Origin of the sequence: Actinobacillus indolicus (genome assembly GCF_004519515.1) — a bacterium.
GTDB classification, from domain to species: domain Bacteria; phylum Pseudomonadota; class Gammaproteobacteria; order Enterobacterales; family Pasteurellaceae; genus Glaesserella; species Glaesserella indolica_A.
This window is the reverse complement of sequence record NZ_CP038145.1, coordinates 2,191,194-2,203,717: the sequence shown is the minus strand read 5'-3', so window position 1 is coordinate 2,203,717 and position 12,524 is coordinate 2,191,194. Positions and strand designations below refer to the sequence as shown.

The window sequence follows — 12,524 nt, the reverse complement described above, 5'->3', positions numbered from 1 at the left end:
GATAAGGGAATTTTTTTACAATGAAAGAGGCAAAATCGAATTTTTCGACAGAGATCGAAAAAATAAGAAAATCTGATTGAATAAAAAATGCGATTTTACTTTGAATAAAACCGCATTTTTCTTAAAGAATTACTGACAAATTTTTCCAAACTCATCAAAGTAAGTTGGGAAGGTTTTTGCCGTACATTTTGGATCTAAAATCGTCACTGGGGTATTTGATAATGCCACTAACGAAAAGCACATCGCCATACGGTGATCGTTGTAAGTTTCAATTTCAGCGTGCTGGAATTTATCTAATGCAAGCGGTTGGATTCGGATAAAATCTTCCCCTTCTTCCACTTCAGCACCGACTTTGCGTAATTCTGTTGCCATTGCCGTTAAGCGGTCAGTTTCTTTCACTCGCCAGTTATAAATATTGCGAATTACTGTTTCACCTTCAGAAAACAATGCAGTTGCCGCGATGGTCATGGCTGCGTCTGGAATATGATTCATATCCATATCAATCCCTTTAAGTTCGCCCTGCTCTGCTTGAATAAAATCGTCACCCCAAGTGATTTTTGCCCCCATTTTTTCCAGCACATCGGCAAACAAGCGGTCACCTTGAATGGAGTTTTTACCAATTCCCGTCACTCTCACTTTTCCTTTAATCGCACCTGCTGCAAGGAAATAGGACGCGGAAGATGCGTCACCTTCCACTAAATATTTTTGTGGTGAAAGATATTGCTGATTGCCTTTAACAAAGAAAGTTTGGTAATTATTGTGAGATACGGTTACACCAAAATCCTTCATCATCGCAAGGGTAATATCAATATAAGGTTTAGAGACTAAATCACCGATAATTTCAATCTCCATATCGCCCGAAGCAAGTGGTGCTGTCATTAATAATGCGGTTAAAAACTGTGAAGAAATAGAGCCGTCAATTTGAATTTTACCGCCTTGAATCCCTGTATTACGAATCGCAATTGGTGGATAACCTTCATTTTCAAGATATTGAACGGAAGCACCCGCTTGACGCAATGCATCCACAAGGTGTTTGATTGGACGCTCTTTCATGCGGGGTTCACCGGTTAAAATCACTTCCGCTTCTTCTGTGCCTTTCAAACAAAGTGCCGCAGTCAGCGGACGCATTGCCGTGCCTGCGTTGCCTAAAAAGAGTGACAACCCATTCTGCCAATGAAATGCACCGCCTACCCCTTCTACGGTACAAATGGTTTTATCGTCTGAAAGTTGATAATTCACACCTAACGCTTTTAACGCATTTAACATATGGCGAATATCGTCACTGTCTAACAAATTGGTGACCTGTGTTGTACCTTTGGCAAGTGCTGCTAATAATAAAGCACGGTTGGATAAGCTTTTTGAGCCAGGAAGATTGATTTCGCCTTCTACATGGGCGATCGGTTGTAATGTGAGTTTTTCCATGTTGTGTTCCGAAAAGGGTAAAAAATTGGCGGAATCTAACCGCTTGTAATGAATTAGAATAAGGTTTGTTGATGTTTAGGGGGATAAAATCACCAGATTATTTATTTAATATCCCAGCACGGCAGAGCCGTACTGGGTTACGCATAATTCAGCCCCTTTGGGACTGAGAATTAGAGTGGCAAAGCCACTCAACTATGCGTAACCTAGTACGCATTTTGCGTGCTAGGCACAAAACATCAGCAAACATTTATGTGGAAATTAGTTTAACGGCTCAAGGCAAAATTACAATCTATTTCTCTTGTTTTTGCCGAAAACCTTTTTTATTAAACACAATAATGAATATAAATTCATTATTTATGCATAATTATTTTAAAATAAACTTGCATTTCGCCAAGTTTATGCATAGACTGACAAAAATTGATTTTAGGAGATAGTATGGCTAAACATAAAATTTTTGTTGATGGTGCAGTAGGTACAACGGGGCTACGCATTCATGAACGTTTATCAACGCAATCCGATATTGAACTCTTGGCGTTACCTGAACATCAGCGAAAAGATCTTTCTGCACGTTTAGCCATGATAGCTCAAGCTGATCTCACCTTACTCTGTTTGCCAGATGATGCAGCCAAAGAAATTGTGGCACTTGCACCTAAAGAAAGCAAAATTTGTGATACATCAACAGCACATCGTACTCAATCTGATTGGGTCTATGGCTTTGCCGAACTCTCTCATCAAGCTGAAAAAATTGCTCAATCCAATCGCGTCGCTGTGCCAGGTTGTCATGCAACAGGCTTTATTGCCCTTGTGAGACCGTTAATTGAGAAAGGTGCATTATCTGCGGACTATCCATTAATTTGCCACTCTTTAACGGGCTATTCTGGCGGTGGAAAATCAATGATTGCAGAATATCAAGATGATACAAGATCCGTTGAATTTGATGCCCCAAGAATGTATGGCTTAAACCTTAACCATAAGCATCTCCCTGAAATGATGGCTATGACGAGCAGTTCAACTGCGCCAATTTTTACCCCTGTGGTTGCTGATTATTATAGTGGTATGCTAGTAACTGTCCCATTGCCTTTATCCGCGTTAAATGCAGGATATACATCGGGAGAAAAAATTGCCTCATTATTAAGTGATTATTATCAAGGCAAAAAACTGGTGAGCGTACATCATCTTAATACCATGCCAACACCAATGATGGCTGCAAATCAACTGTCAGGTAAAGATAATCTTGAGATTTTTGTCTATGCCAATGCAAACCAATTAGTGCTCATGGCGCTGTTTGATAACTTAGGAAAAGGCTCATCAGGGGCAGCCGTGCAATGTATGAACATGATGCTTGGACGTGATGAAACCGCAGGCTTAACAATTTAAAAAAATTCAAAATATAAAGGAATAACAATATGCAACAATCACAGGTGAATTTACTCGCCGACATCATGGCAAGTGCCTATCCTTATATCAAAAAATATCAAGATAAAATCATTGTGGTCAAATACGGTGGCAATGCAATGATTAATGAAGAACTTAAACTGGCTGTTATGCAAGATTTATTACTCTTAAATCAAATGGGTATTAAGGTTGTGTTAGTGCATGGTGGTGGACCTGAAATTTCTCAAGGGCTAAAACTGATTGGTAAAGAAAGCAAATTTATCAATGGGTTACGAGTCACAGATAAAGAAAGCATGGATATTGTGCTACAAATGCTCGCTGGGAAGGTCAATAAAAGCCTAGTTGCTCTATTAAAAGGCAAAGGCATCGGCTTATGTGGGATCGATGGACAAATGCTACTCTGTGAGCCAATCAATGAAGAATTAGGTTACGTTGGGGAAGTAAAAGCAGTCAATACGACACTACTTGATTTTGCGTTACAGTCTGGATTTATCCCTGTTATCTCGACAGTAGGCGTTGATGAACAAGGCGCTGCTTACAATATCAATGCAGATACTGCGGCAAGTAAAATTGCGATTGCACTCGGTGCAGAAAAATTAATCAATATGACCGATATTGTGGGCGTACTCAAAGATCGCTTTGATGACACCACATTAATTCCCCAAATTGAAATATCTGAAGTAGATAGCCTTATCAATCAAGGGATTATCACCGACGGTATGATCCCTAAGATCGCATGTTGCATTGACTGTATTCGTGAAGGGGTAAAATCGGCTGCGATTATTGATGGTAGAGTTCCCCATGCATTACTGATCGACACCTTCACTACCCAAGGTAATGGCACACTTTTTTATAAAAAGGATTAAGCATGAATAGCCAACAAATTAAAACTTTAGATCATCAACATATCGCTCAAACTTATGGGCGTTTTGATCTCGCCCTTTCCCATGGAAAAGGCTGTCTTGTATGGGATTTTGAAGGAAAGCAATACCTTGATTTTACCAGTGGCATCGGAACAAATAGTCTCGGCTGGGCGGAAGAAAGCTGGGTGTCCGCCGTCGTTAATCAAGCCAGTAAACTACAACACGTTTCCAACCTTTTCTATACTGAACCTGCTGCAAAATTATCGGAAAAACTGACCGCTTGTTCGGGACTAAAACGCGCATTTTTCTGTAATAGTGGCGCTGAAGCAAATGAAGGGGCAATTAAAGCTGCACGTAAGTATAGCTTTGATAAGTACGGCAAAGGACGTTATACCATTATTAGCTTACAAAATTCATTTCATGGCAGAACGATTTCTACCCTTTCAGCCACAGGACAAGATACCTTTCATCAGTTTTTCTTTCCGTTTACTGAAGGCTTTGAACATCTTCCTGCCAATGATATTTCAGCCCTTAAAACCCGCTTAGCGCAAGGGGATGTTTGTGGTGTGATGATTGAGATTGTACAAGGTGAAGGTGGTATTTTTACCTTAGAAGAAGAGTACCTTGCCACATTACAACAACTCTGTGCATCACAAGATATTTTATTGATGATTGATGAAGTACAAACAGGGATTGGAAGAACAGGAAAATTCCTTGCTTATCAACATTTTAACCTACAACCTGATCTGGTGACATTAGCCAAAGGCTTAGGGGGTGGTTTACCGATTGGTGCTATCCTATTTGGCGAAAAATGCCAAAACACCTTTGGTAAAAGCGATCATGGTTCAACCTATGGCGGAAATCCCGTTTGTTGTGCAGCTGCAAATGCGGTACTCGATCAACTTACCCCAACATTTTTAGCGGATGTTAAAGTCAAAGGCGATAAACTCCGCGCTGCGCTACTGAATCTACCTAAAGTAAAAAGCGTCAGCGGATTAGGATTAATGCTCGGTATTGAGTTTGAAGAAGGTATAAAGGCAACTGACGTAGTCAATCAAGGTATCCAAAAAGGTTTATTGACGCTCACCGCAAAACATAAACTCCGTTTATTACCCCCGCTTATCATTAGTCATGAACAGATTGATGAAGGGGTGAAAATTTTAAAAGACATTCTTCAAAAGATCTAAGCTAGAGTTTATAGAAAGAGTCCCGACTCTTTCTATAAACTATTAATTTTTAAAGCCAAAGTAGCTATTACCTCCAAAATACAAAGATTACAATTATTTACATTAATTCTCTATAAAAATAGAGATGATCATTTATTTATTTTAATAAAAATTAATCACTTTATTTATTTAAAAATAACTCTTTGATTTATAAATACAAAAATTCTACTTATAATATTTATGATTTACATCAAAATTATCAGTTGTTTTGTAAATCTATTTTTGGTAGAGTTCAGTGCAATTATTATATGCATAAGCGTTTAGCCAAGGAGAGCAAATGAAAGACCTTGCAGCCAATATTACTTCGTTTAAGCAAGAAAATACCTTTATAGAACAGCTTGTCAATGGCTGTTGTCAAGATCCTTTTGCTTATTTAGGGATTCATCAAGTTGATGATGGCGTGATTATTCGGGCTTATCTACCTGAAGCAGAACAGGTGACGGTTATTAATGATAACAGTGAGCCGATTGTGCAGATGGAACAAATTGACGATCGTGGCTTCTTTGCTGCGAATTTGGTTGGTGAAAAAACTGACCTTTCCTACCGCTTGTTAGTGCGTTACGCCCACACTGAAATTGATATTGAAGATCCTTACCGTTTCCAGTCCCATTTTTCCGATTTAGATAATTGGTTACTTTCCGAAGGAACTCACGTTCGTCCTTATGAAAAATTAGGTGCTCATCTTGTTACCCAAAATGAAGTTGGCGGTATTCACTTTAGCCTTTGGGCACCGAATGCTCGCCGTGTCTCTGTGGTGGGGGATTTTAACTATTGGGACGGTCGTCGCCATTCAATGCGTTTTCATCAAACCAGCGGTATTTGGGATATTTTTGTACCAAACTTACCAAAAGGAACGCTCTATAAATTTGAAATTTTAGATAAAAATGGGCAAATCCGTTTGAAATCAGACCCTTATGCGTTCTCTGCACAATTCCGTCCTGACACGGCTTCTGTTGCTTCCGGTTTACCTGCGATTGTTGAGAGTGACGAGAAACGTCGTCGTGCAAACGATCCTGATCAGCCGATTTCTGTCTATGAAGTGCACTTAGGCTCTTGGCGACGTAATTTAGAAAATAATTATTGGCTAAATTATGAAGAGATTGCGAATGAATTAATTCCTTATGTGAAAGAGATGGGCTTTACCCATATTGAGTTATTGCCAGTTACAGAGTTCCCGTTTGATGGCTCTTGGGGTTATCAACCAACAGGAATTTATGCCCCAACCAGCCGTTTTGGTTCACCTGAAGGTTTACGCACTTTAATCAGCAAGGCTCACGAAGCAGGGATTAATGTGATTTTAGACTGGGTAGTAGGGCATTTCCCAACCGATGAACATAGTCTGGCGTATTTTGATGGTACTCATCTGTATGAACATTCCGATCCAAAAGAAGGCTATCACCAAGATTGGAATACTTTAATTTTTAACTATGGTCGCCACGAAGTGCGTAACTATTTGACGGGTAATGCACTTTATTGGATTGAGCGTTTCGGTATTGATGCGTTGCGTGTCGATGCGGTTGCGTCAATGATTTATCGTGATTACTCTCGCAAAGATGGCGAGTGGATCCCAAATCGCTATGGCGGTCGTGAGAATTTGGAAGCGTTAGATTTCTTACGTTCAACGAATGATATGTTAGCGAAAGAAGGCAAAGGTGGTGTGACTATCGCTGAAGAGTCCACCTCTTTTGCAGGCATTACTCACCCAACGGAAAATCACGGCTTAGGCTTTGATTATAAATGGAATATGGGGTGGATGAACGATACCTTACGCTATATGAAGACCGATCCGATTTATCGTAAATATCATCACGATTTGATGACCTTCGGTATGATTTATCAATATAGCGAAAAATTTATGTTACCGCTTTCCCACGATGAAGTCGTTCACGGTAAATGTTCGTTACTCGGTAAAATGCCTGGGGATTGCTGGCAACAGTTTGCAAACCTAAGAGCATATTACGGTTATATGTGGGGTTATCCGGGTAAAAAACTGCTCTTTATGGGTAATGAATTTGCGCAAGGACGTGAGTGGAATTATCAAGAGAGCTTGGATTGGTTCTTGCTTAACGATGAACACGGCGGTTGGCATAAAGGTATGTTGAACTGGGTGCGTGATTTGAACCGCATTTACCGTCAATATCCGGCACTCTATCAGTTGGATTACGATCCTGCTGGCTTTGAGTGGTTGGTGGTTGATGATGCAGAGCAATCTGTGTTTGCCTTTGAACGTAAAGCAAAAGATGGCTCAAGCATTATTGTGGTCAGCAACTTTACCCCGATCCCGCGTGATAATTACCGTTTTGGCGTTCATGAAGATGCAGAATATAAAGAAATTCTCAACTCAGACTCCGCTTACTATATGGGTAGTAACTTAGGGAATTTCGGTACTATTCAATGTGAAGAGATTGAGTCGCACGGTAAACCATACTCTATTTCGCTGACTATCCCACCGCTTGCGACGATTTTTATCGTTAAAGAAGCAAAACCACAAGCGGTAAGAAAAGCAAAAAAATTTGCAAAAAAGACGGAAGAGTTGAAAGAGACAGAGCCAAAAGCGGTTAAAGCGAAGACGGAAAGTAAAACTGTTAAAGCAAAAGTGACAAAATTGAAAAAGAAATAATAAGTACTAAGGCTGTATATGAAGTATCTTGCAGGTAGACCATTTCCATTAGGAAGCCGATTAACTGAAATAAATGGAGAAAAAGGCGTAAATTTTGCCCTCTTTTCTCGCCGTGCAAGCGGTGTGGAATTATCCATTTTTTGCGAAGGTAAAGAAATTCGTTTACCGATGATCAAAACCGATGAAATTTGGCATTTATTTGTTGTTGGATTACCTGTAGGGACACAATATGGTTACCGTGTAACGGGAGTTGTAAATGAGGAAAAAGGTGATTTATTTAACCCTAATAAATTATTAGTTGATCCTTATGCTAACGCTATCATCGGTCACCCAGATTTATCTAGTGATGAAGCTGTAAGATGGTTCCAATGGAATGATTCTAGAGATAATGCACACCTTGCGCCAAAATCTGTTGTGGTAGAACGACACACATTTGATTGGGAAGGTGATTACAAACCATTTACCCCTTGGGCTGAAACTGTAGTTTATGAAACTCATGTAAAAGGCTTTAGTAAATTAAATAAAGAAATACCCGAAGAACTTAGAGGCACTTTTGCTGGTTTGGCACATGAAGCTTCTATTTCTCACTTGAAACGATTAGGAATTACTGCGATAGAACTGTTGCCTATTACTTATCATGTTGATGAGCCACATTTACAAAAAATGGGGTTAACAAATTATTGGGGCTACAACGTTTTAGGACATTTTGCCGTTGATCCTAAATTAGCTTATGACAAGGCTGATCCGCTAACAGAGTTTAAGCAGTTGGTTAAAACACTTCACAAAGCAGGAATTGAAGTGATTATGGATGTGGTCTTTAATCATACGGCGGAAGCAGGTAAAGATGGTCCAACACTATCTCAGCGCGGTATTGATAACGAAGCATACTATTGGTTGACTGATAATAGTGAATATTTGAATTGGACAGGTTGTGGCAATACGCTCAATGTATCATCCGATGTCGCGGTATTACGCTGGGTGATTGATTGTCTCTGTTATTGGGTTAAAGAATGTAATGTTGATGGTTTCCGTTTTGACTTAGGTGCCGTGTTAGGTAGAGCACCAACATTCTCTGAAAAATCAGCATTTTTTACTGCCGTTTACAGTAATTCGAAGTTGGCACATATTAAATTGATTGCGGAACCTTGGGATATTGGCTGGAGTGGCTATCAATTAGGCGCATTTCCAAAACCCTTTGCAGAATGGAACGACCGTTTCCGTGATGATATGCGTCGATTCTTTCTAGAAAAAAATGGTAATTTAGCTGGATTCGTACGTCGATTTGCAGGGAGTGACGATATTTTTGCGCATAACCGTCAGCCATTTCATAGCATTAATTTTATTACTGCACACGATGGATTTACCTTACAAGATCTTGTTAGTTATAACGAAAAACATAACTGGGCAAATGGCGAACAAAATCGTGATGGGCATGGACATAATATTAGCTTCAATTTTGGCGTAGAAGGCAAAACAGATAATCCAATTATCCTAAAACAACGTAAACAGGCTAAAAAAGCGTTATTAACAACACTCTTACTCTCAGGCGGTACGCCAATGTTATTAGCAGGTGATGAACTGGGACATAGCCAACAAGGCAACAATAATAGCTACTGCCAAGATAATGAGATCAGTTGGATAGATTGGGATTCGGCTGATCAGGAATTGATCGATTATACTGCAAAATTAATTGCGATTCGCAAACAGATCCCCCTACTCTCCCAAGACACGAAATGGTGGACGGGTGAAGATGTACAATGGTTACGAGCAGATGGTCAAGTGATACAGTTTAAAGACTGGCATGACCATTTTACCAAAGCATTACAGATATTATTAGAAGATAAATGGCTTATTTTGGTGAATGCTAAACAAGCAATGCAACAATTTTTATTACCTAAGGGTGATTGGCAAATACTTTTAGGTGAAAAAGAAACCACTCTAATGACAGATACGCTTGCGGTTACACTCAATGATATTGAGGTATGCGTACTTCAAAGGAATTAATATTTACCATCCCAATTTGGAGATAACAATATGCTAAAACAGGAAGCATCCACAGACAGACGTAATCTTACCGCGCAAACTTTAGTGCTGATATTAGCAGGCGGTCGTGGTTCTCGCCTTTATGAACTTACCGATAAACGTGCAAAACCTGCGGTTTATTTTGGCGGTAGCCGTCGTATTATTGACTTTGCCCTTTCTAACTGTATTAACTCTAACTTATTAAAAGTTGGGGTGATTACCCAGTATGCGGCGCATTCACTACTCCGCCACTTACAACGTGGTTGGTCGTTCTTACCTTATGAGCGTAACCAATATATCGATATGCTTCCTGCTCGTCAGCAAATCGATGAAAACACATGGTATCGTGGTACAGCCGATGCGGTTTATCAAAATATGGAAATGATGAAATCGCACTATCGTCCAAAATATGTGATTATTCTTGCGGGTGACCATATCTATAAAATGAACTACAACCGTATGCTTGAAGATCACGTTGATTCTGGAGCAAAATGTACCGTAGGTTGTATTGAAGTGCCACGTGAGCAAGCAACTGAGTTTGGTGTAATGGCAGTTAATGAAAAATTAAAAGTCAAAGCCTTCGTGGAAAAACCATCTGATCCACCAGCAATGCCAGACAAACCTGAATCATCGCTTGCTTCTATGGGTATCTATGTGTTTGATGCAGATTATCTCTATGAAATGTTAGAGAAAGAAGTCAGCAACCCAGATACATCACACGACTTTGGTAAAGATATTATTCCAAAAGCTGTTGAACAAGGTGTAATTTATGCTCACCCATTTGAACGTTCTTGCGAAGGTCGTAACACCACTGGAACAATCTACTGGCGTGATGTAGGAACGATTGACAGCTATTGGGCTGCTCATATGGATCTTGTGAGTGAAAATCCACAATTAGACTTATACGATGAATCTTGGCCGATCCACGGTCGTCCACAACAAACGGCACCAGCACGTTTCTTCTATCATAAGTCACGTTCAAGAACCTTAGATAACTCTTTAATTGCAGGCGGTAGCGTGATTACCGATGCGGAAATCAGTAATTCAGTATTGTTTAACCGTGTACATGTAGATGCTGAGAGTATTATCGAAGAATCGGTGATTTTGCCACAGGTGAATATCGGTAAAAACTGCGTCATTAAACGTGCAGTGATTGACCGCCATTGTGAAATTCCAGATGGCTTACAAATCGGTGTAAACCCAGAAGAAGATGCGAAATACTTCCGTATCAGTAAAGGCGGTATCGTCTTAGTTTGCCAAAAAATGTTAGACAAATTGGCAAAAGATAAAGCGGCTGCTTAATCTTATATTGAATAGCACAAGCCTTATGCGCTTGTGCTATCTTACAAGCGGTCAGATATTCAAGAAATTTTGCAATTTTCAAACACAACATATTTTTAATATCAAAACTGGTTAATCATTAAATGAAAATTTTACATGTTTGTTCAGAAATGTATCCGCTTATCAAAACAGGCGGACTTGCTGATGTGATGGGTGCACTACCCTATGCACAACAATCGGCTGGAAATGATGTTCGAGTATTAATTCCTTATTATCCACAAGTGGCTTCCAAATTAGGCGAAACCGTTGAAGTTGCGACCGTCGGTACTTTTGCAGGTATCGTCACTATTCGTTTTGCTTATTTGAATGGCTTAGGTGTATATGTGATTGATGCCCCACATCTCTTTGATCGCCGTTTACCTTACTACGACGATAACTACCAAGATTACACCGATAACTACAAACGTTTTGCACTATTAGGTTATCTTGGGGCACAACTTGCTTCAGGCTTAGATCATTGGTGGGGCAGATGCGACGTGTTACACGCTCACGACTGGCAAGCAGGTTTAGCTTGTGCTTATCTCAAAAGCTGGAACAGCCCTGTTAAAAGTGTCTTTACCATTCACAATATCGCCTACCCAGGACGTTTCCAAGCCTATCACTTAGCAGAATTAGCATTGCCTTGGGAATTTTATAATGTTCACGGTTTAGAATTTTACGGCGAAATTTCCTATCTTAAAGCAGGTTTATTCTACGCAGATCGTGTTACAACCGTAAGCCCAACCTACGCACGTGAAATTACCGAGCAAATTGCAGGGGCAGGAATGCACGGCTTACTACAACAACGCCTTGCAGAAGGGGCATTGCGTGGTATTTTAAATGGCGTAGATGATACCGTTTGGAACCCTGAAACCGACACAAATATCGTGGCAAATTACCGTCCGAACTATATGCAAGGTAAAGGTAAAAACAAATCGGAACTACAACGTTACTTTGGCTTGCCAGAAGATAAAGATGCTCTCTTATTCGTAATGGTTACTCGCTTAACCGAACAAAAAGGGGCGGATTTCCTACTTGCTCGCATTGACCAAATGATGCAACACAATGTGCAACTCGTGGTGCTTGGTAGCGGATCGCCTGACTTAGAATGGGCATTACGTGATGCACAATCTCGTTATCCACATAAAATCGGCTTAAAAATTGGCTATGATGAAGCACTTTCACACCAAATTATTGCAGGTGGTGATGTTATCTTAGTCCCAAGTCGCTTTGAACCTTGCGGTTTAACCCAACTTTACGGCTTAAAATATGGCACACTACCATTAGTCCGCAGAACTGGTGGCTTAGCCGATACCGTTAATGATGCACACAAAGAAAGCATTGAAAACCGCACTGCAACAGGTTTTGTGTTTAGTTATCCTGACGCAGATAATTTCTACGATGCCGTACTGCGTGCGATCAATTTATGGGGTAAAAATAAATTATGGTCAAGCGTACGCCAAAATGCCCTTGCACAAGATTTCGGCTGGGCAAAAGTGGCACAGCAGTATCAAGATCTGTATCACGAGATTGTATAAGAATATAGATGGGCAACTCGCCCATCTTTTTTGCAAAAAATTTAACAAATCTAACCGCTTGTAAATTTACAACTCCACTAAATCTCTGTATAATCCGCCCGCAATTTTTCCAACTTAA

Annotated in this window: 8 protein-coding genes; 7 read left to right on the top strand and 1 reads right to left on the bottom strand. The window is 40.0% G+C overall.

From position 1 onward, the window contains the following. Positions 1 to 129: 129 nt before the first annotated feature. Entirely contained in the window at positions 130 to 1,422 is a 1,293-nt protein-coding gene (gene aroA, locus EXH44_RS10765; RefSeq protein ID WP_162857473.1) for a 3-phosphoshikimate 1-carboxyvinyltransferase, read from the bottom strand. A gap of 435 nt (positions 1,423 to 1,857) precedes the next feature. Between aroA and argC the strand changes: the two genes are divergently transcribed. The 7 genes from argC to glgA all read left to right on the top strand — a co-directional run bounded on the left by argC (position 1,858) and on the right by glgA (position 12,406). Further along, on the top strand, positions 1,858 to 2,799 hold the full coding sequence (argC, locus tag EXH44_RS10760) for an N-acetyl-gamma-glutamyl-phosphate reductase (protein ID WP_162857472.1): 942 nt from the start codon (positions 1,858 to 1,860) through the stop codon (positions 2,797 to 2,799). A gap of 29 nt (positions 2,800 to 2,828) precedes the next feature. Then, positions 2,829 to 3,683, top strand: coding sequence for an acetylglutamate kinase (gene argB / locus EXH44_RS10755; protein WP_162857471.1), 855 nt, complete (start codon positions 2,829 to 2,831; stop codon positions 3,681 to 3,683). Positions 3,684 to 3,685: 2 nt separating this feature from the next. Beyond that, positions 3,686 to 4,867 (top strand): aspartate aminotransferase family protein, encoded by a 1,182-nt coding sequence (locus tag EXH44_RS10750; protein WP_162857470.1) that lies wholly within the window; start codon positions 3,686 to 3,688, stop codon positions 4,865 to 4,867. 316 nt (positions 4,868 to 5,183) lie between these two features. After that, positions 5,184 to 7,526: a 1,4-alpha-glucan branching protein GlgB gene (gene glgB / locus EXH44_RS10745; RefSeq protein ID WP_162857469.1), complete on the top strand. Its 2,343-nt coding sequence runs from the start codon at positions 5,184 to 5,186 to the stop codon at positions 7,524 to 7,526. An 18-nt stretch (positions 7,527 to 7,544) separates the two neighbouring features. Further along, on the top strand, positions 7,545 to 9,530 hold the full coding sequence (gene glgX / locus EXH44_RS10740; protein WP_162857468.1) for a glycogen debranching protein GlgX: 1,986 nt from the start codon (positions 7,545 to 7,547) through the stop codon (positions 9,528 to 9,530). 30 nt (positions 9,531 to 9,560) lie between these two features. Next, complete coding sequence (glgC, locus tag EXH44_RS10735) at positions 9,561 to 10,850, top strand: glucose-1-phosphate adenylyltransferase (protein ID WP_162857467.1); 1,290 nt, start codon at positions 9,561 to 9,563, stop codon at positions 10,848 to 10,850. Positions 10,851 to 10,972: 122 nt separating this feature from the next. Further along, on the top strand, positions 10,973 to 12,406 hold the full coding sequence (gene glgA / locus EXH44_RS10730) for a glycogen synthase GlgA (RefSeq protein WP_162857466.1): 1,434 nt from the start codon (positions 10,973 to 10,975) through the stop codon (positions 12,404 to 12,406). The last annotated feature ends 118 nt before the right edge of the window (positions 12,407 to 12,524 follow it).

What these genes read in the sequence shown, in the direction of transcription:
- aroA (WP_162857473.1), bottom strand. Translation starts at nt 1,422, where the DNA reads ATGGAAAAACTCACATTACAACCGATCGCCCATGTAGAAGGCGAAATC.
- argC (WP_162857472.1), top strand. Translation starts at nt 1,858, where the DNA reads ATGGCTAAACATAAAATTTTTGTTGATGGTGCAGTAGGTACAACGGGG.
- argB (WP_162857471.1), top strand. Translation starts at nt 2,829, where the DNA reads ATGCAACAATCACAGGTGAATTTACTCGCCGACATCATGGCAAGTGCC.
- EXH44_RS10750 (WP_162857470.1), top strand. Translation starts at nt 3,686, where the DNA reads ATGAATAGCCAACAAATTAAAACTTTAGATCATCAACATATCGCTCAA.
- glgB (WP_162857469.1), top strand. Translation starts at nt 5,184, where the DNA reads ATGAAAGACCTTGCAGCCAATATTACTTCGTTTAAGCAAGAAAATACC.
- glgX (WP_162857468.1), top strand. Translation starts at nt 7,545, where the DNA reads ATGAAGTATCTTGCAGGTAGACCATTTCCATTAGGAAGCCGATTAACT.
- glgC (WP_162857467.1), top strand. Translation starts at nt 9,561, where the DNA reads ATGCTAAAACAGGAAGCATCCACAGACAGACGTAATCTTACCGCGCAA.
- glgA (WP_162857466.1), top strand. Translation starts at nt 10,973, where the DNA reads ATGAAAATTTTACATGTTTGTTCAGAAATGTATCCGCTTATCAAAACA.